Source organism: Paenibacillus septentrionalis (assembly GCF_042659865.1).
In the GTDB taxonomy this organism is placed as follows: Bacteria; Bacillota; Bacilli; order Paenibacillales; family Paenibacillaceae; genus Pristimantibacillus; species Pristimantibacillus septentrionalis.
The window spans coordinates 209,079-233,319 of record NZ_JBHSTE010000005.1; the positions used below are offsets into that span (position 1 = coordinate 209,079).

Below are 24,241 nucleotides of genomic sequence, written 5' to 3' on the forward strand. Positions count from 1 at the left end.
GATTTGGTACCAATATAGTATAAATGTCCTATATAATGGTTTTTATATCATAGTTGTACACTCGTATTAAGAGAGTTCTCTCATAGAGATCCCCCTTCCAATTTATAGATAAATTAATTTATAATAGTTAGATACTATCTCGAAAAAGGAATGATATCGTTTATGGAATCACCGCCACTTTCAAGTAAAATACTTGCGCTTAGCAGTTTAATTTTAGTTGTCTTAAGCGCAATAATTCTGTATTTATGGCAGCAAGGCGAGATGATGGACTTTTTAGCAGGGCTTTTTTCTTTGGAGAAGATCGTACAGGATGTAGGCTATGGAGTAATTGGATCGATCGTTTTACTACTCATTTTGCTTGGTTTTATCGCACTAAGAAAAACGAATCTTCCTAATACTAAAGGGGTTAATGACTTAGTTCATCTACTTCAGAGCTCAAGCTCCAGCCTTTATGTTATCAGTATAGTTGCGGTGATAGGGGAAGAGCTGTTTTTTCGCGGGGTTTTATTGTTGCTACTTTCAGGCTTTATGCCGTCCTGGCTAGCTGTCGTACTAATCTCTCTTGTTTTTATCGCCTTACATTATAAGGGTCAGTATGAAGGTCAACCTTATCTGTTAATCTATCTATTCATAATGAGCCTACTAACAGGATTTTTGACAATCGAGCAAGGCACACTGTGGAGCGCACTTATTATACATTGCGTGAGCAATCTTGCAAGCTCTATTTGCATACGAAAGAACATTATCAAAATTGAACAAGCTTAAAGCTGTTATCGTTGTTTCACCATACAAAGAAAGCCATTTCTTGTAGATGAAAGTAGATTTATACTCCCTTCATACCAAGAAACGGCTATTCGCAGTTAACGTTGCTATTTAATCGTTAACGTCTTATTGCAACACAATTGCAGAATTACAGCGTTATAGATTACTACACCCGCTTCAGCAATACATCCTGCTCATATGACTTCACTTGATCGAGCCAAGCCTCACGTACAGGAACGCCAGCTGTTGCACAATAGTAATCCCATACTGCGCCATACGGATATGATTTCAGCTCTTCAAAAAGCGCTAATCTTGTTGTATAGTCCTTATTCAGCTCAGCCTCACGCAGCTGATCAATTGGCTCCAGCATGGCGCGCAGCAGTGCTTTAATGGTGTTGCGCGTTCCGATGACCCAAGCGGCTACATGGTTAATGCTGCCGTCGAAGAAATCCAATCCGATATGCGTTCTTCCCAGAAAGTCTCCACGAACAAGCTCACGTGCAATATCCAGCAGCTCGTCATCCATCGTAACGACATGGTCGCTATCCCAGCGAACAGGACGGCTAACGTGAAGAAGCAGCTGATCCACATACATGAGTACCGATGAGATTTTATTAGAAATAACCTCTGTTGGATGGAAGTGCCCAGAATCGAGACATAGCGCCTTGCCATTTTTAATCGCATAGCCTAAGTAAAACTCATGCGAGCCCACCACATAGCTCTCCGACCCAATTCCGAACAGCTTGCTCTCAACCGCATCAATATTGTAGCGAGAATCTACTGGAGCAGCGAAAATTTCGTCCAATGATGCCTGCAATCGCTGACGAGGTGCCAAGCGATCAACAGGTGTATCCTTATAGCCATCTGGCAGCCAGAAATTCGTAACACAAGGCTGTCCCAGCTCCTTTCCGAAGTACTCCCCGATTTTACGTGATGCGATTCCATGCTCAATCCAAAACTTGCGAACGCTTTCATCGGAATGGCTTAACGTAAAGCCATCGTCTGCTTTTGGATGTGAAAAACAGGTCGGGTTAAAGTCGAGCCCTAGCCCTTGCTCCTTTGCCCACTCCACCCAGCGTTCAAAATGCTTCGGCTCCAGCTCATTTAGTTCAACCTGTTCCTCTGTATCCGCGTAAATCGCATGAAGATTGATTTTATGCTTACCAGGAATAAGTGACAAGGCCTGATCCAGATCCTGACGAAGCTCTGATGGTGTAGAAGCACGTCCCGGGTAGCTGCCCGTCACCGCGATGCCTCCGCTTAACGATTTGTCTCGAAACAAGAAGCCCTGTACGTCATCACCTTGCCAGCAATGAATGGAAATTTTAATTTGAGCCAGCTTCTCTAGCACCGCGTCCACATCAATGCCATGCTTTGCATAAAGCTCCTTAGCGTGTACATAGCCGTCCAAAACGGATTTATCCATCATTCCACCCTCATTTCTATCGTTATTTTTGTTCATGCATGCTTTATCCTAGAGCTGTGCCCAACGTGTTAGCAGCTCCTGCTTGCCCTCAATATGACGAGGATAATAGCTGACAACATCGAACGACTTCTCCAAAATATCTCGCGCAGTAGACAGCTGGTCAATTTCTCCGCTTGTCATCATCTGCACGATGAGATTACCCGTTGCAGTCGATTCCGAAGGTCCTGCCTGAACCTCGATCTCCAGCAGGTCGGCCGTCAGCTGATTAAGCAGCCCATTGTTGGCGCCGCCGCCGACAATATGCAGCACCTCAGGCTTCACACCTGTCAGCTGCTGCAGCTCCTTCATATAATCGTAATACGTTAACGCCAAGCTATCGAATATGCAACGTGCAATTTCTCCTGATGTGTACGGCACAGGCTGCTTGGTTTCTTTGCAAAAGCTTTGAATTTCCTCTATCATGTGCTCAGGATTCAAAAACCGATCATCGTTGCAGCGTACTAGGCTAACAAATGGCTGCTCCTGTGCTGCAAGCTCAACCAGCTCGGCAAACCCGTATCCAGCAGGGTCAAGCCTGCGAACCTCCTGCAGCATCCAAAGCCCCATAATGTTTTTCAAAAAGCGATACGTGTCAAATGCTCCGCGCTCATTCGTATAGTTAGCAGCGAGCGCCTCAGCGCCATGAATCGGCTGCCGTAGCTCCATACCAAGCAATGACCACGTTCCGCTGCTGATAAAGGCCCAAGGCCGTTCACCTGTTGCCGGGACACCAACAACGGCAGATGCCGTGTCATGAGTTGGCACAACTATGCACTCACACTGTGGGAGCTGATGCTCTTGACGCAGGCTTTCCTTAATCGGGCCAAGCACAGTTCCCGGTTCGACAAGCTCGGCAAACTGCTCTCGGCTCAGCTTTAATAGCTCTAGCAGCTGTTCATCATACTGCCCATTTGTCAAATTAATAAGCTGGCTAGTCGAGGCATTCGTCACTTCATTGATCCTCTTGCCAGTCAGACGGTAGTACAAATAATCGGGTACAAACAGGAGGCAATCTGTTTGACTGAGCTGCTCCTTATCATGGACATATAGCTGATAAAGCGTATTGAACGGCAGCTCCTGAATGCCTGTTTTGCGATATACGTCAGCCCTTGATATATGCTGATGCAGCGAGTCTGGCGCACCATTCGTGCGCGCATCGCGATAGGCGTATACATCGTGCAGCCGCTCCCCTTGCGCATCCAGCAACACATAATCAACTGCCCATGTATCAATGCCAAGCGTGCACTGCTCGATTCCAGCCTGCTTCGCCTTGCTTAAACCAATAATTAACTCCTTGAACAACTGATCAATATCCCAATAAAGATGATTGCCCTTGCGCTGAAACTGATTGGGAAAACGATGCAGCTCCGTCAGCTGCATTACGCCATGCTCAAGCCTTCCGAGCACTAGACGGCCGCTTGAAGCGCCAATATCAACCGCAATATGATTGATCATAATTCGTTCTCCTTATTCGAAAAATAACTGCTCTCGTCTCATAGCTCATCAACGATTACCGCATATACAAGACCCGGCCCATGAACGCCGATTGTAAGGTCATTCTCAATATCAGCAGAACGGCTAGGACCCGATACGAAATGAATGCCCGCGGGCAGTGCTTCGCGTCCCATCTCGTCAACCTTGCCCAGTACCTCGCCAAGCTTAGTCACGACTACGGAGCGTGGTATAATTGCAACGAGCAGCGTAGGCAGTAGACTAACCGAGCGTCCTTTCTCCTTGCTCGACATCAGCACGATCGAGCCTGTGTGCGCTACCGCATAATCAGCCAGCACCACGCCGATATCCGTCTCTGCTGCGCGAGATTTCCAATCCTGCTCGCGATCCTCATTCCAGCGTGTCACAGTAAGCTGCGGCAGCTCCTGCTCCAAGCCAAGCTGCTCCAGAAGAGAGACGTCCTGACGCATAACATATTTCGCTTTCATCTCTAAAGCCTTTTCCGTTATGAAGGCACTTGCTTGCTGCAGTGACTGAACCTTAGATACGTAGCCGCCTGCTGCCTCGAAGTTTTGTGTAAACTGCATCAGCCTTTCCTGCTCATCCAGCTCATATTGCTGCCAAAATGCAGGTGCGCCGCGAAAGGGATGGGAGGGACGATTCATCACGCGTGGACGCTGTAGCTTATCTGCAATATGATTAAGAAACTGCTCTTGCTTCTGCTTCGATTGCTCCTCCAGCTGCTTTAGTAGCTGTTCATGCGTATTACTCATCGCTCCGTCCTCCTTCCTGCTGACGCGTCTGATACTGTTGAAGCCGCTCTAATATATCTGGATTCGGTTGCGGCTTTAGCTCCTCCTTCAGCGAGCTGTAGCGCTCGCGAAACAGCTCGTTCGCGATGCTTGGCGCAACGCGATGTGAGTTCCAGCCCTTGAGTGGTCCGATTTTAGCGCGAATGCCGCCGTCCTTCACAACAAGCTTCTGTCCAAGCTTACCTAGCTTTAGTGCGCCGTGATAGATTTTGGCGCTGGACATGACGCTGCCGAAGCCCTTCATGCCAACTGACTCCAGTCCATCGCCATAGCCCGCTTCCACCTTGCGTCTGCGCAGGGAGACCAGCATGTCATGCAGCGGTATTTTCACGGGACAAGCCTCATAGCACGCTCCACATAGACTTGATGCACCCGCAATATCATCCCACTCCGCAACATTTTTCTTAAGGGCAGGTGTCAGGACTGCTCCAATTGGACCACTGTACGTGCCGCCATACGCATGACCACCAATATGACGATACACTGGACATGCATTCAGACATGCTCCACAGCGAATGCAATTCAGCAGCTCTTGAAATTCGGGGTCGCCAAGCTGCAGCGAACGCCCATTATCAATGATGATAATATGCATTTCCTCTGGTCCATCGCCATCCTCGTCACGCTTCGGACCTGAGATGCCCGACATATAGACCGTCAGCTTTTGACCTGTTGCCGAACGTGGCAGCAATGTTGCCATTACTTCCAGATCAGTCCATGATGGGATAATCCGCTCCATCCCCATAAAGGTAATCTGCGTCTTGGGAAGTGTGGATACCATACGCGCATTGCCTTCATTCTCGAACAGCACCATCGAGCCTGTTTCAGCAATCGCAAAATTACAGCCAGTAACCCCGATGTCGGCATGAAGAAATTTCTCGCGGAGCTTTTTCCTTACATAACCCGCAAGTATTGAGGTTTCAGGAGGAAGCTCTTCTCCTGCGTCCTCCGATAATAGCTCAGCAATTTGATAACGATTTTTATGAATAGCAGGAATAATAATATGCGAAGGCGTCTCATTCGCCTTTTGAATAATGTACTCTCCCAAATCCGTTTCAATCGCTTCGACGCCGATTGATTCGAAAGCGGCATTAAGATGAATTTCCTCGCTGACCATTGATTTGGACTTAACTGCCGAGCTTGCATTCTTCGATTTTGCGATCTGGAGCGACAGCTCAACGGCCTCCTGCGCTGTATCAGCAAAATGAATATAAGCACCACTCTTGCGTGCTTGCTCTGCAAACTGATGCAAATAATAGTCGAGATGCGCGATCGTATGAAGCCTAATATTTCGTCCCCGCTCTCTCCATTCCTCCCAATTGCCCTGCTCACCTGCAGCCTTCAATCTGCCGCTGCGCAATCTCTCTGTTGTGAAGCGCACGGCCTGCCGCAAGAAATCATTATTGAGCGCGAGCTGCGCTCTAGCCTTTACCGTCTTTTCATGACCTGACTCATGCTCTCCGCCAGCAGCATGATAATGTGCGGCCGAACCTGCTACATTCCGCTTCTCACGTTCCTTAACCGTTTGCTGCTTGCTGCTCATCGCGGTTTTGCACCCCCTCGTACAGAAGCTCCGCCAAATGCATCACTCGAACAGGCTGATTACGATACCGCAAATGACCCGAAATATTCATCATGCAGCCCATATCAAGACCAACCAGCACCTCAGCCTCCGTCTCCATCACATGACTAGCCTTCTCTGCTACCATTGCACCCGATATATCAGACATTTTTATCGCAAAGGTTCCGCCAAAGCCGCAGCAGTCCTCTGCAAATGGCAACGGCACAAACTGCAAGCCTTCAATATGCTTCAGCAGCTCCATCGGCTCATCCTTTACCCCTAACAGCCTGCTGCCGTGACAGGACGGATGATACGTGACCTTATGCGGGAAGCGCGCTCCCAGGTCAGTAATGCCAAGCACCTTTACTAAAAAATTAGAAAATTCAAACACTTTGTTCTGCAGCTGCTTCGCCTTTTCATGCCACTCTGGCACATCCTTGAACAATTCAGGATAATGATGCACCATATGAGCGCATGAGCCCGACGGCGTCACCACGAAATCACTGTCCTCAAACGCAGAGATGATCGTCTTGGCTGCAGCTCTCGCTTCATTCCAATAACCACTATTGTAGGCGGGCTGTCCGCAGCAGGTTTGCACATTCGGAAACTCCAGTAAAATCCCGTATCTCGCCAGTAGTCGCATCATTGTTTCTCCAACCCTGGGATAGACAGCATCACTCAAACAAGTAATGAACAATGATACTTTCATCGGTTACACCATCTTTCACCTCGAATTGAACGACGTATGCACGATAAGCCAAACAAACATATATACGGTCTATTCAGCCTATCGATGCCATCGCAGTTAATCGCTTATGCGATTGTGACGGTTATTCCTTCTGCCTCAAGCGCTGCTCGCAGCTCGCTGCCAAGATCGCTATCGCTTATCACTTTGTTGACCGCTGACAGCTCAGCCACATGCGTAAAGGCTTGAATGCCAAATTTGCTAGAATCTGCAAGTAGAATCGCTTGATCGGCTGCTCCGATCATCTGCTGCTTCAAGCGTGCCTGCAGCTCACCGGATTCACTGATGCCGCGCTCAAAATGCACGCCCTTGCTTGAGAAAAACAGCTTATTGACGTGAAAGGCTTCCAGCGCCTGTTCTGCAATCGGCCCAACAAAGGAAAGCGAACGCGGCGATAAGCGCCCGCCTAACGAAATAACCTCTATCTTCTCTTTGGAGCTTAGCTCCGTTACAACCTTGACCGAGTTGGTCAATACGGTCATAGGCAAATCAGGCATAATTTTCGCCATATACCATGCTGAGGTGCTTGCATCAAGCAAAATTCGATCATGAGGCTCAATCAGCTTTACGGCTTGCTCCGCAATACGCCTTTTCTCCTGCGAACGCGTAACCTCTCGTTCACTATAAGGCACCTCCTGCTGAGCATCCTTGACACTAACCGCACCTCCGTGCGAGCGCTTCAGTCGCCCCGCCTGCTCGAGCTTATCGAGATCTCTTCGAATCGTTTCCTCTGTTACCTCGCATAGCTCGCTTAATTCTGAAACTCGAATGCTACCTCTTTCATTGACAAGCTGAACTATTTTTTCATAACGTTCTACAACCAGCATTCGCATCCTCTTTTCACACGTTTTTATTGAAACGTCCGCTCGTTTCATCTAGAACAAATTATAACGTATAAGGCCAGACCGGCAAAGGAATGATGCTGAATTGCTCTGCTTCAAGTCAATCGTGATGGTCTGATCGAGCTGTTTATCTCGTAAATGCGGCTGGTACACCACCGTCAATTGTCAGCATGCAGCCTGTTGTCTTGCTTGCTTTTGACGAAGCAAAAAAGGCAATGCCTTCGGCGATATCCTGCGGATAAATGTTGACAAGCAGCGTTGTGCGCTTGCGATAGTATTCTTCGAGCTGATCTGGCTCGATGCCGTATGCTGCTGCGCGCTCATTGCGCCAGTTCGAGTTCCAGATAGCCGAGCCCTGAAGAATCGCATCTGGCAATACGGTGTTGACGCGAATGCCAAACTCCCCGCCCTCTGCTGCAATGCAGCGTGCCAAATGCGCTTCAAGTGCTTTAGCAGAGCTGTAAGCAGAAGCGTTTTTACCCGCATACACAGAGTTTTTCGAGCCGACAAACACCATGCTGCCACCGATTGCTTGCTGTTTCATAACCTTGAATGCCTCTCTAGCTACCAGGAAATAACCAGTGCCGAGTACGTTAATATTCAGATTCCATTCCTTCAGTGAGGTTTCGTCAAATGGACTTGAAGTTGCCAGCCCAGCGTTGTTGACGATAATGTCGACCCCGCCGTAGGTTAGTGCGGTTTGCTCATAAGCTGCCTGCACTTCTTCTTCCTTTGTTACATCCATCTTGACCGCAATCGCTCGGCTTTCTCCATACTGTGCATTCAGCTCATCGGCCACCTTCTGTGCACCTTCATGATTCAAATCTGCCAGCACAACATGTGCGCCCTCGGATACTAATCGCTTCGCCGTTACACTGCCGATACCGCCCGCGCCGCCTGTAATAAAGGCAATCTGACGTGAAAACTCCATCTCTGCTGGGGCAAGCGTTAGCTTGTAAAGCTCAAGCGGCCAATATTCTACATGGAAGGATTCATTCTCACTAAGTGACACGAAGTTTCCTAGTGATGTCGCACCTCGCATAACCGCAATCGCGCGATGATATAGAGCACCGCTTACCTTGGACATCGACCAGCTCTTGCCTGTGTTGAACATCCCGATACCTGGCACAAGAATAACACGCGGCGCTGCCTCGAACATCACTTCGCCAAGCTTGCTGTTGCGTTCAAAATATGCCTTATACCCTTCCTTATAGCTCGCAAGACCTTCAGCGAGCTTCTGCTTCAAGCCGTCAATATCCTGTTCATTTGGCACCCAATCAATAAATAGCGGAGTCACCTTCGTATGCACAAGATGGTCAGGACAAGCTGCGCCTATTTGCGATAGCGCTGCAGAGTTGCTGCCACCTACAAATGTAAGCACATCGTCCTCATCGTCAAATGTTACGATCATTTTCTTCTCATCGCTCACCGAACCACGAATAAGCGGCATAACAAGTGCAGCAATTTGCTTGCGAGCTTCTGCACCAAGTGGAGCATGCTTTTGCCCGCCAAATAAGGCTGCCTCATTTACTTTTGCTTCAATATATTGCTCTGCTTCATTAATAATGTTGATCGTTTGCGCATAGCAAGCTTCTGACGTATCGCCCCAAGTAACAAGGCCATGCTTTTCCATCAGGACAAGCTCTGCCTTCGGATTAGCGCGTACACCTTCTGCAATCATTTTAGATAGTGTAAAGCCAGGACGTACATATGGAACCCATACAAAACGGTCGCCATAGATTTCCTTGGCAATTTCTTTTCCGTTGTCTGCGCAGCAAATGCTAATAATCGCATCGGGGTGCGTATGATCAACGTGCGGAAAAGGCAAAAATGCATGCAGCAGCGTTTCAATAGAAGCACGCGGGTGCTTGCTGTCCACCATGCAATGCGCCAAATACGCGACCATATCTTCGTCGCTCATTGAATCACGCTCAAACAAAGGTGCGATATCGTCAAGCTTAAGTCCTGTAAAATGCTGTGCTTTCATCGTTGCAAGGTCAGAGCCGCTGCCCTTCACATACATAACCTCAATCTCTTGTCCTCGGAAATCTATCACCTTCGTTTTCGTAGAGGTATTGCCACCTCCCCAGTTGCATACACGACGATCAGAACCGATCAAATTGGAGCGATAAACGAGCGAATCCAGTCCATCCTTTTGCTGCGGCGCATGAGCTGCATCCCATAACAGTTGTACCAATTTATTTCCTCCTTTATTTATATTTGTTTTTATTTGTTTATGTCTGTTTTATTATGATTGTAGTTTATCATGTCTGTTTGTTTTTGTATATATCATTTTTCAAACATATTCGGGCATGATAGCATAAAAAAACAAAAGCACTCAGAATTTTGTCTCTATGATCTTGAAAGCCAAATTTACTAATTTTCTCGTATCAACCATATAGGTTTGTTAAAATAGTATCAGTTTGTTACTTACAATAAAGGAGCATACTCACGATGAATGCGATAGAAAAGCGAATATTGGAGCTTCAACAGTATCAACCGCAGCTCGATAAACCCGAACATTTCGATGCTTACTGGGAACAAGTCAAACAGGAGGCACGATCAGGCGAGCTGAAAGCAGAACGCAAGCCTGCTGAGACCTATATGAAGGGTGTAACGACCTATGAGGTTATTATTGAGGGTTATGCAGGAACAAGCATCCATACCACACTGTCTCTTCCATCCGAGCAGCAACAGATCACAGCACCGTATCCATGCCTTATGCAGCTTCCTGGCTACACATGTGAGCGAAGCAATAGCTATCAGCATGCCCACTGGCTGCTGATGGGGGCAGCAGTGTTCTCGGTTGATGTTCGCGGACAAGGGAAGGACACGGGCAATCAACTTGGAAGCTCCCATGGTATGGCAAGAGGCTGGATTACAGAAGGACTGCTAGATGTTGATCGATGCTATTACAAAGCCGTTGCCGTTGACTTGCTTCGCGCACTTGCATGGCTAAAGGCTCAGCCTGAGATCGACGCTTCCCGCATCGGCGTAATGGGAGCCAGTCAGGGTGGCGGTCTTGCCTCACTCATGGCCGCATTGGATGATTCCATTGCCATGCTGATCGCTGACATTCCCAACATGTGTCATATGGATTTCGGCATTATGCACTCTACTGGCTCCTTATCAGAGATCGCAGAGTTTTGCAGAAAAATGCCTGAGAAGTTGCCAGCCGTGCTTACTACATTGAGCTACTTTGATCTTATTCATTTCGCGGACCGGATACATAAACCCGTATTAATGAGCGTTGGATTAAAGGATACCGTATGCATGCCAGAGCAGATCTTCCCGTTTTTCCAAGCAATCCGCTCTGAGCACAAGCAGCTCGAAATTTATCCATTTTCCGGACATGTAGTAGAGCTAGCCCAGCAGCAAAAGGCGATCCAATTTGTCCATGAAACACTGCTTCGAATCTAGGGATTACTCTTGCAGCTAATCTAGCAATCTGACAACCTAACAATAACTGCATCAGACAGACGCAAAAACCCCAGCTCCATTGATCGAAGCTGGGATTTTGCGACTATAACAGCTAAAAAGTTATTCATATGGCACGATGACAGAAGGTGTAACCGTCTCATTCAACCAAGATAAGAAGCGTTCCTTTTCCTCAAAATGTGGATAATGGGCGGAATACTCGAACACAACAAATGATTTATGAGGCGCCTCTAATTGATCGAAATAATTTCTTGCCGACTGCACTGACGTCATATAGTCATAAGCACCCATTACAAAATAGACCGGCAGCTCTAATTCCTTCACAAGTACAGGGAGATTGCTTTCCGCCTCTTGCTTAAGCAGCAGTTTCTGAGTAACCATTATGCCTCTTAAGTAACGAATCACATCAAGCCCATTGTACTCGCTATTGAGCAGAAATCCCTCGAAATAATCCTGATTATCGTCTATCAGACGAGCGGCACCACCATATTTGCGAACCATATTTCTAGGTGTATAGCTCTCGCCTATCTCGATTAAACCTCGCAGCTGTTCAAGCTGCATCGCATCCTGTTCATTACCAGCCAGCCGCGCTTGCTCAATCGTGTAGTCTAGGCTGTCAAGCTCACTCTCTATTGTATTCGCCACCTGTCCAACACCAATATAAGCATAATACTTTTCAGGAGCCTTGGCTGCGGCCTTCATGCCGATGTAGGTACCGAAGGAATGGCCCATTAACAAAACCTTTGGCTGGTCAAGCATCTGCATCACTTCATCAGTTAGTGCCAGCAGATCATCTACGAGAATGTCAGTCGTTAAGCTCGAGTAATCCTCATTAAAGTGATAGGATTTCCCACTGCCTCGCTGGTCATAATGGACAACTGTATACTGCTTCTCAAGCTCCTGCTGATACTTTCGCACATATGGAATTTCCGAGCAACCTGGACCGCCATGTACAACGAGCAGAATTGGATTGCTGCGATCAACACCACGAATCATGACCTCGTGTCCCGCGCCATTGATCTTGAGCTGCGTCAACAGGCTAATGCTTTTCTCACCCTGTATCGCTGGCGTCCAGGTCGGAAAGAACAACATAATTAACATGAATAACCCAAAGGCTAACAAACTGCGCTTAATCCATCTAACCATAAGCTTTCGCATGACCATGCCCCTTTAAGTGTGTAGATCGAACCTCAAGCCCGTTATATACCTATATGGTATTGTACAGTCATAAATGCGAAAGCGATACATACCTACTTTTTATGGCAATAGCTCTCTAACGGACCCAGATAAGAATACGGAAGCGGCTTACTTGACAGCAAGACTCGTTGCAATACAAGTCCCGCATCCAATACATAAACGCGAAGTGTATGCTTACCTTTCGTTAATTGATGCTCGGTTGTTGTCGTATGGCAATTGTTCAGTACTCCCTGCCCCCAATCTCTGGACTCACCAGGAGTGAATGCTTCGCTTAAAGCAGCAGCAATTGTTGGTTCTTGTTCATCAACTGCTACAGCATAGCGTAGACGGTTATCTACACTAAGCGGATTGGTTGGCGCTAGCTGAAGCGTAAGTTGATAGTTGCCTTCATTCTCGGCATATACTGTATATTCTACATATGGCGACTCAGCAGGATTAGTGAAGCTGATCGTTGAAGGAAGCACCTTAAGTGCAGAAACAGAACGGCCATAATGCTCCATTACCTGCCACTTCGCTCCAGAAGGCGCGTAACGCTTGCTCGTATGCTCTGCTTCAATCGCAATCAAGCCTGCCGCTTCAATAAAGGCATTCTGCGGCAGCTCTGCGAGGTCAACCACTTGCGCGGTAAGCTTTAACTCTACCAATTGATCTGCACCTTTAATCGTAAGTGTTGCTTCGGCAGACTCAGCAAGCTGCTGCCAATCAATAGAAATCTCAGCAGTCTCACTCACCGCAACCGTTCCAGCTGCTGGTTTTATACTGACCCATGGCACGTCTGAGCTAACCTGATAGTCGAATGGCTCGGTGCCTCCATTGCTAATTACAATAGTACGCACCTCAGGCTGCAGCTGATTAACTGCTGGCAACAGAGCAGCTCCAGCTATAATGCCCTCTTCAGAGCCCTCCGCATGAACAATCATCTTGGAAGCTGGAGCAGCAGCTACCGTTGAAACCTCGGGATACTTCCAGCCATCAGCATTCCAATTAACATAGCCAACATGCGGCGATGACATCATGCCGCGCCATTTTCCTTCTGACATCGTATGATTATAATAATGCTCAAGCTCTTGATCAACCTTGATCGCTTGCTCTGTCAAAGCCGCATACGTATTCGCAAGCTGACTTGGATGCAGTCCCTTACTGTACAACTGATTCCATCCAGCATATAGATTCATCTTCTTCACATTAGCTGAGGCTACAGCGGGGTAGTAAACCAGTTGATAATACGTATCCTTATAGGCCTCTGGCATGCGCTGCAAGTAACGTTCTGCTCGCTGCTCAATCGATACAGCTTCTGCCAGCATTCGCTCAGCTTCCTTGTATGCAGTAAAGCTAAACGTATCTGGATAGATGACTTCCGGTTTTCGAATGCCATTCATTTTTGCATAATCGAACAATAGCTGCGCGATGCCCTCAACATCCTCTTCTTGCATCACATGACCGAATTGCTGCTTCGCCCATTGCGTTACATAGGAACGCGTACGATTAGGCTGCTCAATGCCCCAGCTCTCAAAGTCATAAGCAAGCTCCAGAAAATAAGAGATGGGAAGCTCATTCGGCTTCAAATCACCGACGTTAACGATCCAAAGATCACGAATGCCATACTCGTATGCCATCGTCAACTGCTCCCACACCTTTTCTAGAGGAGTCGTGTTCACCCACTCATAGGAACGAGGTCCGCCATGATAGTCAAAGTGATAGTAGATTCCCCAGCCCGCAGGACGATTGCGATCTTCAGCAGGCGGCAGTGTCCGCATGTTGCCGAAGTTATCATCAGCAAGCATAATCATTACATCATTCAGCACATCCCAGTGCTTCAATCCTGGCACATCACTTGTACCATGCCAGAACTTTTCAACCTCTTTATACACGACAAGCGCCTGTGGCGCATGTTCCAGACCATGCTTCTTCAACAATGCTTTCTGGGTCAAAATAATATGCTTTAAGCGATTAATGTTTTGCTCCAGCGTACCTCCTAATTCGGAATCACGTTCGCCTCTCATTCCAAGCGTAATGACGCTTTCCAGATGCTTGTTGCGTATGACGCCATCCTCCCAGAAGCGAGTAATCGCCTCTTCGTTCTGCTCAAAGTCCCATGCATTGCTCTCTGAATAGTTAGCGTACGTGTGCTGCCACTCTTCACCTGAACGGTACATCGGCTCATGATGGGAAGTACCCATTACGATACCGTAAGCATCAGCAAGCTCTGCATTTGCAAGCGGATAGCGCTTGCCGTTCTCGCTAAACACTGCGCTCCACATCGCTGGCCATAAGAAATTGCCCTTCAGACGCAAAATCAATTCAAACACCGTTTTATACATATCTTCATTAAAACCGCCGAACTGGTTCATCGTCCAAGAGCCAAAGGAAGGCCACTCATCATTGATAAAAAAACCGCGATACTTGATCGTAGGCTCCTTGGATACGTAGCTTAGCTTACCGATTGGGATGCTAAGCTCCTCTGCTTTCAACGGATGCACATCCCCCCAATAAACCCATGGGCTAACACCTATCAGACTCGAAATATGGTACAAACCATAGAAGGTACCTCGTTTATCGCTGCCTGCAATCACTATTGCTTTTCCAATACTCGAAAATGGAGCTTCTATAACTTGAATCACAAACGTTTCACGCTTATGCTGTAAAGAAGAGAGATTAATCTTACCTTGCTCCACTAGCTGGTCAATACACCAGCTGGAGCCGATCGTTCCTGCAATAATTGCCGTTTCAGAGGCATTCAGATTCGTTGTTACGACTGGCAAAACGTCGGTAACAAGCTGAATATCCCGTGCAACGGATTCGGCGACCAGCTTAAGACCTTTACCATCTGTCCCTGTATCATCAATATAAATAGGAACTGCTTGACCATTATGAACAAGTGAAATACTTTGTTGTGTTGTCTGGTTTTCAACCATCATCAACACCTCCATCATAGATTAGTAACACGATATTTCTTAATAATTGAGGTGGCTAGAAATAGAAGCGTACCACAAGCTTATCCCTAATGTTTTTCTGTTTAACGAGCGTAAATGCTTTCCAGATTGGCATATTTCCAAACGAAAAAACGATTTTCACGATTTAACCTTTGTCGTAGACGGCAAAGCCGACTACTTCGTGAATGATATAAAGGTAACCGTAGAGGCTGGCGATCTGCTGTATATTCCAGCTGGATCGACACGCGCAGCTCATACTTATAAAGCTTCACCGATGCACGCTTATCCATTCAACTTTCACTGGGAGGCACCCTATAATGACACACAGCTCCCATTTGGAGTCGTTACGAAGCAGCTGATCTCGAAGGAAATTCTCGATTATATTCGGGAGTTCAAGCAAGTATGGATGAATCAACAGCCATTTTACCAGCTTCAAGCCAGAGCATTGTTCGAGCTCATTCTGCATCGCCTGCTGACGTCATATTATCGAATGTCAGAGGCGCCCGTTGATCCTCGCATTCAAAAAGTAATGCGGCATGTAACAGAGCACTATGCCGAGACAATTACACTGCAAGACATGGCTAGCCAACTGCAGCTGCATCCGGTATATCTGGGCAGATTGTTCAAGCAGCATACAGGCACATCCTTTAAGGAATACGTCAATCGCATTCGGATCAACCACGCTGAGATGATGCTCGCTTCAGGTGATTTTACGGTAACAGAAACTGCAGAGCGCTGTGGATTTTACGATATCTCCTACTTCAGTCATTGGTTCAAGACCGTTAAGGGATATTCGCCATCCGCTGTCAAAAAATTGATCCTGCCTTAGTACATCTGCATTATAGCTTTTCATACCGTTCACCCACCATAGAGGATTGCAACTTCATTTGTATTTATTAAACATAACTTGCATAGGCCAGCTCATTACTTTTCGAACCTTCCCTACATTGTCCGCATATAGTAATCTTGCGATGACAAGGACTCTGCTGATAGATGAGAGAGGAAAAGAGGGATTAAGTTGAAATTCAGTTTTTTGAGTCCGGCCTATAATAGTGCGGACTGGATAAAAACGATGCTTGATAGCATACCTAAGGAATATGCCTATGAAATTATCGTTTGTGATGACGGATCTACCGATCACACTCTAGATATTCTAAAAGACTATCAAAAGAGCTGCCCTCAGCTGAACATACTCGAAAATGGGACCAATATAGGGGCAAGCTATTCCTACAATCGCTGTATTGCAGAGGCAAGCGGCGATTATATCTGCATCATTGACAGCGATGATATGTATTTGCCAACGATTCGGGATGTACTGGCACAAGTGGATGGACAATATGATATCTACTACTATAATATGCTTACCAAGGACGGCCGAACATTCGTTATAACAGAGGCAAGCCGCTACGATTGGTGCGGTCAATTTAAGATTATTCGACGCAGCGCTGTAGGTCCTGCAGTCTTTACTGTGCGTACAGATCGCTCTGGAGACCGCGACTTCAACAATGTGCTGCTTAGCCAAAATCCTCTTCGCAAATACACAGGCATATTTGCATACTGGTATAACTTCCCTCGTACAAACTCTGAATATGATCTATTTATTCGCGGCTTAAAATCATAAGCTGCTAGCAAAAACTATACAGGCAAAGAGGTGTTAATCGATGAATATCAGTTTTCTATCACCTGCCTATAACAGTTCCGCCTGGATTGAGAAGATGCTGGACAGCATTCCCAAAGCATTCGCTCACGAAATCATCGTATTGGACGATGCCTCCACGGACGATACAGTTGCGATTTTACAAGCGTACCAGAAGAAGTGTCCTCAGTTGAAAGTGCTGCAAAATAAGAGCAATCTTGGCGCAAGCAGCAGCTACAATCGATTAATAGAGGAAGCAACAGGCGATTATATTGCGATTATTGACAGCGATGACCATTACTTGCCAGAGATTAAGGACGTACTTGCACAGGTGGATGGACAATACGATATTTACTACTACAACATGCTAACGAAAGACGGAAGAATGCTTCGAAAACTACCTTCCGATGGATACCTTTGGCCGGGTCAATTCAAAATCATTCGCAGAAGTTTTATCGGTGACAGCAGATTTACAACAAGAAAGGAATTTGCAGGGGATTGGGATTTCAATAAATCCTTGATTGACAAGGGGCCTACGTGTAAATATACAGACATTATTGCGTATTGGTACAATCATCCGCGGGCCAATTCAGAGTCGGATTTGCATGTGCGCCGATTAAAATAGCCAAGCTTAAAAAGACTTGCCCTCCTTATGAAGGCAAGTCTTTTTAAGCTTCGCTGCACACAATATATAGATTAAGATGACATTACACCTTGTGCTGCTGACGTATTCGCTCGCGGTATTCCTTAGGTGTTACACCCGTTTCATTTTTAAATACACGATTAAAATGACGAATATTCGTAAATCCGGTTGATTCGGCTATGCTCGCGATTTTCTCATCGGTGGAGGCAAGACGCTTCTTCGCATCGCCAATCCTTAGCTCTGTTATATATTCAATAAAGGTTTTGCCTAGTCGCTGTTTAAAAAGCGTGCTGAAATAGGCCGGATTCAAGTACACGCTTTCTGCAGTATCCGTTAAGGTGATCGGCTCAACATAATGCCTCTTCAAATAGCGTAGCGCTGTTGAGATTGGATCATTGTCCAGCTGCTTGCTGCCTGCTGCAATAACTGCTGTCAGGCTGCCAAACAGCTGTCGACATTGCTCGGTCAGCTCTGCCCGCGAGCTAATTGAGCATATTTCAATGAGTAGTGCCCGAATGTCACGCCCTCCAAGCCATGCCTTTGTAATCCCCAAATCCTCGGAAAATTCATAGTAATGAATAAGCAGCTTGCAGATTTGCTGATGCACCTGCTCTGGCGTATGAGCATAATCGCATAGCTCGGCGACAACAGCGTCAACTAGCTCGTTTATACCTTGCAGCCTGCCTTCATTAATCGCTTGCTCCAGCGCTTCCCACGACCATTTTCGGCGCTCAGACTTATAGAATTGCTGCTGCACCGCCTGCTCATATGCGAGCACCTTGTCCCCGCCTACAACAAGTCGATACAGCAGCGCCACCTGTGCCTCGCGAAAGGCGGAAAGCATGGACTCGAAGCCCTTTACAGGCCTTCCGATACCAATTGTAACCGTCAGATTGGACAAGGATTTTATCTGTCTACGAACAGATTCTGCCATCGTAAGCAGACGCTGCTCGCCGTCCTCTCCGTTCGGCAAATTAATAAGTGCTGCCACCTCCGTATCAGAAAACACGAAGCAAAAGCCTTTCATGCGCAAATTAATCATTTCTTGTACAAATTGCTGAATATACAGCTGAAACAACGAAGGATCTGTCTGGCGGTATCGATCCACATCCACCGAGTCTTTATCCAGCTTAATGACCATGCAATTAAAATAAGGATCTGTTAGCTCGATGCCAATTTGTGCAAGCATATCAAGATGATGCTGCTGGACACTTTCACGCGTAATGCCCGCAACAAGCTGTGCCGCAGCCTGCTGAGCAAGCTCCTTACCTTCAAGCAAGGCCTCATGCTGTTGTTCGCTGCGCTTTAATTGCCAATCATGCTTCAATCCCTTCAGCACCTGCAGCAGATCCTCACGCGCAACGGGCTTCATCAAGTAATCTCTTGCACCGCTGCGCATGGACTGCTGGGCATATGAAAAATCCTCATAACCGCTAATGACGATAACTTGCAGCTCAGGAAAACGCTCACGCGCAATTTTCTGAAGCTGAAGACCGTCCATTCGCGGCATTCGAATATCAGTCAATACCACATCAGGACGATGCTTCTCCAAAAGCTCGAGTGCCTCATAGCCATCTCGAGCATCGGCAACAATATCCCAATCATCCCCTGAAGCAGTGATCATGGCACGCAGACCTCTACGAAAAATAGCCTCATCGTCTACAATCATTATCGTTCGCATGTCGCTATTCTCCTTCCTCGAATGGTCATTGGTTGCACACTTTATCCTGATTCTAACCAATTAGTGGTTAGTTTCCGTTCATCCCGATTCAATACGCGCTGCGCCGGCAGTGTTATCATAACCTTCAAGCCCTGATACGGCATACTTTCCATTGTCAAGCCGTAAGTCTCTCCATAATGCAATACGATTCTGCGATGAACATTCAATAAGCCGTTGCCTGACTGTCCGCCCAGTTCCTTCGAATGCTGCATACGCTCCCGCAGCCTATCGAGCTCTTCCTTGGCAAGTCCTATGCCGTCATCCTCTACCGTAATCGTAAGCGTATGTTCATGAATGGCAGCACTCAGCTGAATATGTCCCGTGCCGATCCCTTTATCAATCCCGTGGTTGATCGCATTTTCTACGATTGGCTGGATAATAAGAGGAATGACATGCAGGCCAAGCACTTCTTCAGGCACATGCTCCGTATAATGGATACGCTCCTCATAACGGATCTTTTGAATACTCATATAACCGCGAACATGCACCAGTTCATCGTGCAGTGTAACCTTCTCCTTGCGATTGCTCAAGCTGTAGCGCAGCAGCTTGCCTAGATTGTTGGACATCGTCACAATCTCGCGATTATCTGCCACCTCTGCCAGCATGCTGATCGAGCCTAACGTGTTATATAAAAAATGCGGATTGATTTGACTTTGCAGCGCGGCTATTTGTGCATCCTTTTCACGTATCTCCGTTTCGTACAGCAAATACCCCAACTCGCTAAGTTTTGACACCATCATATTGAACGAATGACCGAGACGACCAACTTCATCCCCTGAATATACAGGAAACTGCACAAGCAGCTCGCCTTGCTCTACCTTCCGCATGAGACGGCTTAGCTTGCGCAGCGGCAAAGTGATCCGATAAGCGATGATGACGGATACTGTCATCGCGAGACCGATGCACACGAGCATTACCAAGGCAATCGAGTTTCGTACAACAAGACTGTCCTTCATCAGCTCTCTGACGAGCACTGTGCTTATCGTAGTCCAGCCCGTTACGTCAGAGGTGACGTACGCCACAAGCTGCTTATCCGTGCCTTTCCCATTACTGTGCATTACGCCCTGACCATTCAATGCACCAAGCTCAAGCACGGGCTGCATATCATCGCGTCTTATGACAACATGACCCTGATCATCTACAATATACATGACCTCCTTGGCGCTCGTTTCTGCCTGCTGCAGCAGCTTGCGCACGCTAACCGGATCAATATCAATCACGATGTAGCCAAGTGTTTTTCCTGTGTCAAAGCTGCGCAGCTCTCTAGCAATGGAGAACACCTGATAGCTCATACCGCTTGTCGAGGCAACCTCATGTGTTGTAATGAACGTTGGCTGTCCAAAACGGCTTCGGGCCTGCTTCAGCCAGTCTGCGCTTTCATCAAGCTTATAGGTGGTCACATATTGGCTCTCTGGCAGTACTACATACGAGGCCCCCTTCTCTCCATAAAGCGATACTCCCATAATATCAAGACGCCCATTAATAAAAATCGAGGATACGAACCGATTCAGGCTTTCGATTTCTTCAAGCGATAATGGTTGACCAGGCTCTCGTTCTGACGAAATAAACTCCATAATTTCGTTGTAGGAGTATGGTGTGAGCGTTAAGCGATCGAGTTCATTCATATATGTATCAATGTTAAGCGACACCTGTTTAAGCGTTTGCAACTGGTAGCTTCCGACGTTTTTCTCCATCGCTTGCTGAAAGCTTGCAAAGGTATAGACGCCCATCGCTGCCAACGGAACTAGAATGAGTAGACAATTGATCCAAACCAGCTTGCGAGCGAGCTCCTGGTTTTTAAATGCTCGCATAGCCTTGCCCAGCAGCTTGATCATAGGCCTATTCCTCCAGCTTCGCATCGGCCTTTAATTGTGCTTGCCTTAGCGCTTCTTCTGGTGTTTGCTTTTTATAGATCATCCGTTCAAATTCAGCGATTAGTATTTCGATGATGGACCATTGCTTTGGGTGCCGTGGCCAATAGACGACATGATCGGCAGCAGCAGCGTAATCATTTCGATACTCCAGACGGTTGAATGCATCGCTTTCAACAACCTTGGTCATACTCGGTACGTGTCCTGCTTGTGCCCACAGCTCGCCATGCTCGACCATCCACTTGGAGAAGACCATTGCAGCGCGTCTTTTCTCATTAGACAAATTATGCTTTTTAGGGATTGCCAAAGAATGCGAATCTCCCCACTGGGCGGGGCGATCATACAACACAGGTACCGTGACCACCCCAAGCTCCAGCTCAGAAGATTTTTCAAATGCTCCTGTTCCCCACATCCCTAAAATTAAAACTGCCGCCTTGCCATCATAAAAAAGCTTAAACGAATCGTTAATATTCGCCCCAATCAATTCATTCTTATACAGCTCATCTATAAAGGTAAGCGCCCGCAGCGACTGCGGGTTATTAATCGCCGTCTTCCCTTGCTCATTATAGAAGCTGCCGCCGCCTTCCATCTGGTTATACAGACTCCACCATAGCCAGACAGAATCAATTCTAGTGCTCGGCATTGCCATTGGTGCTACATCATTAGGTAGCGCCTGACGGATTTTCTCCAGAAACTCGCGAAAACCCTGCTCTCCAGGTTCAATAATTGGCTTGCCCGTTGATTCATCCAGCACACCAGCTTGCCGCAAATGTTTTTTGTTGTAATACATTACAAGTGCATGTGTATCCAGCGGTACCGCATATGATTCACCGTTGTATTCGGTTGACTCTCGGATGTTCGAGTTAAGCTGGCTCAGATCTAGCCCAACCTGCTCGGCTGTGGCTGTCACCTCTTCGATGTAACCGTTCTGGACAAACTGGGGCATACTCGTCGTATGAATAATGGCAATATCGGGCGCATTACCCGACAGTATAGCTGTACGCAGGCGCGTATAGTAATCATCGAGTCGTGAATTGGTTTGAACGACAACGATCTCGCTTTGCTCCTTATTGAAGCGTTCAACCATTTCCGTCATAAACTGATTATCACCGCCGCTAAATGGCGTCCAGTAGTCCAGTCGTACCACATCTTCCTTGCGCGGCTGAGGTACAGGCTGCTCCTCGATCTGACTTGTGCAGCCTGTCAGTGCAGCAATGAGCATTACTGCCGTTGTCACCGACATAGCCCATGTCCTTGCCAAGCTTATATGATCTCGTGCCATTCTGAAGTGTCCCCCTCGTCAGGATGTTTCCTGCCCCTTTGATCTGCTCGATATTAGCTTACTTGCTCTCTATCTTAATATATCGATATAGTCAACGGCGAGAGATTCATTGATTTTATCAATAATCATTTCATTTACACCCTTGTTGAGCTTCAACTCAATAGTTATAGCTGTAAATTGCTGACGTTCACCAGGAGGCACAGCCACGCGGCCTGCATACTTTCCGTTGAGTTTCACTTCAAGCTGCTGCTCTGCGTCTGCTCGGTTCGAAGTTGCAATTCTCACCTTATACTTGCCGGCTTCTGGCACGATAATATTGGCAAGCTGTACCGCTCCATTTACATCACTTGAGCCTACTGTTCCCCAGCCAGAGGCAAAAGGATTGCTTTCCGCCCATGCTCCATTGATCGCTTGCCCGTTCTCCGCTTCATAGCGTGTCAGCTCAATTGCTTCAATTGTCGTTCCTTCAGGCGAGCTAATTCCTATCGTATTCGTTCCTGAAGTAAGCGGCAGGCTTACCCAAGCATAGCCTGTTTCACCAGTCTTGGTTGCTGACAGCTCAAGTGAGCCCCATTCCTCTCCGTTAACCTCCAGCTTCACCTGCTCACCACCGCTGTAATGAAGCAGCACCGGCATTTCCCCATCTACATTAGCGTAGATAAGGTCGAATACGAACATTTCCCCCTCCTGCAAGGCGTGCTCCGCACGATATACTCCTTCTCCTGATGGAACAGCTATTGCGGTATCCAATGATAACGGCTGCCCGAAAATCGGCTGCCCCTGATCATCCCAGGTTACAAGCTGTGCGCGAGCCTTACGATTACTCCAGCCATCGTGAATGCCACTAGTTGCATGGTACACAATCCATGTCTCGCTGCCATCTGGTGAGCTCGTGAAAGAATTATGACCCGGGCCATACACCTCCGCTTCTTCGTCCATAGCCATAAGCGGCTTCTCATGCTTGATCCAATGATCTGGCTCTAACGGGTTACCGCCTTCCTTTAGTTCCAACAATCCAATGCTATAAAAAGGAGTCCAGCTTCCTGCTCCTGAATACGCGATATAGAGTCTGTCGTCCCGCTTCAATATAGCCTGCCCTTCCTGAATATAAGGAGGGCCACCTGCTCGTTCCCAATCTAGCGTCGGCTCGCTTAGCAGTACGCGTGGACCACTAATCGTAAGCGGATCACTCATCGGAGCAATATACGTATTCTGACTAATGTTGACATCGCCTTCCCAGCCTGACCATAAAAAGTACAGCTGGTCATCGTGCTCCAGTACAAGTCCATCAATCGCCCACTTATCGCTTCCATCATCTATTTTCCCGCGGAACTCGTATTCGCCAAGCGGATCATCGCTAACTGCCTCAAGCGCGTACATGCGATGGTTCTCATTTTGCCCATCATCAGCTGCGAAGTAGATATACCATTTTCCTTGTATATATTGCAGCTCAGGCGCCCACAAATTAGCTGAGTACATTGTGCCAAACGGTGGATACCATACTACCTTGCGTTCTGCGTTGCGAAAATCAATTGTACGAGATTTCATAACCATGATGTCAGCACCATTATGAGTAAATGTCATGTAGTAGTAGCCATCCTTATAGACTACGCTCGGATCTGGTGTATCCATATCGACAATCGTGTTTTTAAATGTTCCGCCATGCCCTGCATATGTCGTCATGCCTCCTTCACTCCCCTCCTGCTTGTTGTTTATCCCCACCCATATAAGCAGGGCTATAACGGCAAAGGCAGCTCCTAGAGCCGCCAGGCGTACAGCTATTTTTTTATTCACGCTTTAATCCCTCCTTAGATGTAATCAAAAAGCTGAACTTTGATAACGATGTGTTGCGTTGTAGTGAACTCGACTGCGAACATGTCCGTCT

18 protein-coding genes are annotated in these 24,241 nt (G+C 47.2%); 5 read left to right on the forward strand and 13 right to left on the reverse strand.

The features are described 5' to 3' along the window. Window positions 1-162: 162 nt before the first annotated feature. Window positions 163-765, forward strand: coding sequence for a CPBP family intramembrane glutamic endopeptidase (locus ACFP56_RS15840; protein WP_379236276.1), 603 nt, complete (start codon window positions 163-165; stop codon window positions 763-765). Window positions 766-928: 163 nt separating this feature from the next. Here ACFP56_RS15840 and rhaA read toward each other — a convergent pair whose 3' ends face one another. The 7 genes from rhaA to ACFP56_RS15875 form a co-directional block, all read right to left on the reverse strand. Continuing rightward, window positions 929-2,188, reverse strand: a complete 1,260-nt coding sequence (gene rhaA, locus ACFP56_RS15845) for an L-rhamnose isomerase (RefSeq protein WP_379236776.1) — start codon at window positions 2,186-2,188, stop codon at window positions 929-931. A 48-nt stretch (window positions 2,189-2,236) separates the two neighbouring features. Continuing rightward, window positions 2,237-3,682, reverse strand: a complete 1,446-nt coding sequence (gene rhaB / locus ACFP56_RS15850; RefSeq protein ID WP_379236278.1) for a rhamnulokinase — start codon at window positions 3,680-3,682, stop codon at window positions 2,237-2,239. Window positions 3,683-3,720: 38 nt separating this feature from the next. After that, the gene (locus ACFP56_RS15855; RefSeq protein ID WP_379236280.1) at window positions 3,721-4,452 is read right to left on the reverse strand and encodes a LutC/YkgG family protein; all 732 of its coding nucleotides are present in this window, start codon (window positions 4,450-4,452) and stop codon (window positions 3,721-3,723) included. Next, complete coding sequence (locus tag ACFP56_RS15860; protein WP_379236282.1) at window positions 4,445-6,031, reverse strand: LutB/LldF family L-lactate oxidation iron-sulfur protein; 1,587 nt, start codon at window positions 6,029-6,031, stop codon at window positions 4,445-4,447. The genes ACFP56_RS15855 and ACFP56_RS15860 overlap by 8 nt, the downstream gene beginning before the upstream one ends. After that, the gene (locus tag ACFP56_RS15865; RefSeq protein WP_379236284.1) at window positions 6,006-6,758 is read right to left on the reverse strand and encodes a (Fe-S)-binding protein; all 753 of its coding nucleotides are present in this window, start codon (window positions 6,756-6,758) and stop codon (window positions 6,006-6,008) included. The genes ACFP56_RS15860 and ACFP56_RS15865 overlap by 26 nt, the downstream gene beginning before the upstream one ends. Window positions 6,759-6,862: 104 nt before the next feature. Beyond that, complete coding sequence (locus tag ACFP56_RS15870) at window positions 6,863-7,621, reverse strand: DeoR/GlpR family DNA-binding transcription regulator (protein ID WP_379236286.1); 759 nt, start codon at window positions 7,619-7,621, stop codon at window positions 6,863-6,865. A 142-nt stretch (window positions 7,622-7,763) separates the two neighbouring features. Next, window positions 7,764-9,833 carry a bifunctional aldolase/short-chain dehydrogenase gene (locus ACFP56_RS15875; RefSeq protein ID WP_379236288.1) on the reverse strand — a complete coding sequence of 690 codons (2,070 nt, stop codon included), beginning with the start codon at window positions 9,831-9,833 and terminating at the stop codon, window positions 7,764-7,766. A 257-nt stretch (window positions 9,834-10,090) separates the two neighbouring features. On the opposite strand from ACFP56_RS15875, the gene ACFP56_RS15880 reads away from it, so the two are divergent. Then, window positions 10,091-11,056, forward strand: a complete 966-nt coding sequence (locus tag ACFP56_RS15880) for an acetylxylan esterase (protein ID WP_379236290.1) — start codon at window positions 10,091-10,093, stop codon at window positions 11,054-11,056. Window positions 11,057-11,176: 120 nt separating this feature from the next. Here the strand turns inward: ACFP56_RS15880 and ACFP56_RS15885 are convergent, their stop codons facing one another. Both ACFP56_RS15885 and ACFP56_RS15890 read right to left on the reverse strand, forming a co-directional pair. Then, the gene (locus ACFP56_RS15885; protein WP_379236292.1) at window positions 11,177-12,232 is read right to left on the reverse strand and encodes an alpha/beta fold hydrolase; all 1,056 of its coding nucleotides are present in this window, start codon (window positions 12,230-12,232) and stop codon (window positions 11,177-11,179) included. Between the two features lie 92 nt (window positions 12,233-12,324). Continuing rightward, on the reverse strand, window positions 12,325-15,186 hold the full coding sequence (locus tag ACFP56_RS15890) for a glycosyl hydrolase 115 family protein (protein WP_379236294.1): 2,862 nt from the start codon (window positions 15,184-15,186) through the stop codon (window positions 12,325-12,327). A gap of 46 nt (window positions 15,187-15,232) precedes the next feature. Between ACFP56_RS15890 and ACFP56_RS15895 the strand changes: the two genes are divergently transcribed. The 3 genes from ACFP56_RS15895 to ACFP56_RS15905 all read left to right on the forward strand — a co-directional run bounded on the left by ACFP56_RS15895 (window position 15,233) and on the right by ACFP56_RS15905 (window position 17,465). Further along, complete coding sequence (locus ACFP56_RS15895; RefSeq protein ID WP_379236296.1) at window positions 15,233-16,033, forward strand: helix-turn-helix transcriptional regulator; 801 nt, start codon at window positions 15,233-15,235, stop codon at window positions 16,031-16,033. Window positions 16,034-16,222: 189 nt separating this feature from the next. Continuing rightward, window positions 16,223-16,825: a glycosyltransferase family 2 protein gene (locus tag ACFP56_RS15900; protein ID WP_379236298.1), complete on the forward strand. Its 603-nt coding sequence runs from the start codon at window positions 16,223-16,225 to the stop codon at window positions 16,823-16,825. Between the two features lie 40 nt (window positions 16,826-16,865). Continuing rightward, on the forward strand, window positions 16,866-17,465 hold the full coding sequence (locus ACFP56_RS15905; RefSeq protein WP_379236299.1) for a glycosyltransferase family 2 protein: 600 nt from the start codon (window positions 16,866-16,868) through the stop codon (window positions 17,463-17,465). A gap of 82 nt (window positions 17,466-17,547) precedes the next feature. Here ACFP56_RS15905 and ACFP56_RS15910 read toward each other — a convergent pair whose 3' ends face one another. The 4 genes from ACFP56_RS15910 to ACFP56_RS15925 form a co-directional block, all read right to left on the reverse strand. Then, window positions 17,548-19,164 carry a response regulator gene (locus ACFP56_RS15910; protein ID WP_379236301.1) on the reverse strand — a complete coding sequence of 539 codons (1,617 nt, stop codon included), beginning with the start codon at window positions 19,162-19,164 and terminating at the stop codon, window positions 17,548-17,550. A gap of 41 nt (window positions 19,165-19,205) precedes the next feature. After that, entirely contained in the window at window positions 19,206-21,038 is a 1,833-nt protein-coding gene (locus ACFP56_RS15915) for a cache domain-containing sensor histidine kinase (RefSeq protein ID WP_379236303.1), read from the reverse strand. 4 nt (window positions 21,039-21,042) lie between these two features. Continuing rightward, the gene (locus ACFP56_RS15920; protein ID WP_379236305.1) at window positions 21,043-22,356 is read right to left on the reverse strand and encodes an ABC transporter substrate-binding protein; all 1,314 of its coding nucleotides are present in this window, start codon (window positions 22,354-22,356) and stop codon (window positions 21,043-21,045) included. Between the two features lie 69 nt (window positions 22,357-22,425). Next, complete coding sequence (locus tag ACFP56_RS15925; protein ID WP_379236307.1) at window positions 22,426-24,150, reverse strand: family 43 glycosylhydrolase; 1,725 nt, start codon at window positions 24,148-24,150, stop codon at window positions 22,426-22,428. Window positions 24,151-24,241 lie beyond the last annotated feature (91 nt).

What these genes read in the sequence shown, in the direction of transcription:
- ACFP56_RS15840 (WP_379236276.1), top strand. Translation starts at nt 163, where the DNA reads ATGGAATCACCGCCACTTTCAAGTAAAATACTTGCGCTTAGCAGTTTA.
- rhaA (WP_379236776.1), bottom strand. Translation starts at nt 2,188, where the DNA reads ATGGATAAATCCGTTTTGGACGGCTATGTACACGCTAAGGAGCTTTAT.
- rhaB (WP_379236278.1), bottom strand. Translation starts at nt 3,682, where the DNA reads ATGATCAATCATATTGCGGTTGATATTGGCGCTTCAAGCGGCCGTCTA.
- ACFP56_RS15855 (WP_379236280.1), bottom strand. Translation starts at nt 4,452, where the DNA reads ATGAGTAATACGCATGAACAGCTACTAAAGCAGCTGGAGGAGCAATCG.
- ACFP56_RS15860 (WP_379236282.1), bottom strand. Translation starts at nt 6,031, where the DNA reads ATGAGCAGCAAGCAGCAAACGGTTAAGGAACGTGAGAAGCGGAATGTA.
- ACFP56_RS15865 (WP_379236284.1), bottom strand. Translation starts at nt 6,758, where the DNA reads ATGAAAGTATCATTGTTCATTACTTGTTTGAGTGATGCTGTCTATCCC.
- ACFP56_RS15870 (WP_379236286.1), bottom strand. Translation starts at nt 7,621, where the DNA reads ATGCTGGTTGTAGAACGTTATGAAAAAATAGTTCAGCTTGTCAATGAA.
- ACFP56_RS15880 (WP_379236290.1), top strand. Translation starts at nt 10,091, where the DNA reads ATGAATGCGATAGAAAAGCGAATATTGGAGCTTCAACAGTATCAACCG.
- ACFP56_RS15885 (WP_379236292.1), bottom strand. Translation starts at nt 12,232, where the DNA reads ATGCGAAAGCTTATGGTTAGATGGATTAAGCGCAGTTTGTTAGCCTTT.
- ACFP56_RS15890 (WP_379236294.1), bottom strand. Translation starts at nt 15,186, where the DNA reads ATGGTTGAAAACCAGACAACACAACAAAGTATTTCACTTGTTCATAAT.
- ACFP56_RS15905 (WP_379236299.1), top strand. Translation starts at nt 16,866, where the DNA reads ATGAATATCAGTTTTCTATCACCTGCCTATAACAGTTCCGCCTGGATT.
- ACFP56_RS15910 (WP_379236301.1), bottom strand. Translation starts at nt 19,164, where the DNA reads ATGCGAACGATAATGATTGTAGACGATGAGGCTATTTTTCGTAGAGGT.
- ACFP56_RS15915 (WP_379236303.1), bottom strand. Translation starts at nt 21,038, where the DNA reads ATGATCAAGCTGCTGGGCAAGGCTATGCGAGCATTTAAAAACCAGGAG.
- ACFP56_RS15920 (WP_379236305.1), bottom strand. Translation starts at nt 22,356, where the DNA reads ATGGCACGAGATCATATAAGCTTGGCAAGGACATGGGCTATGTCGGTG.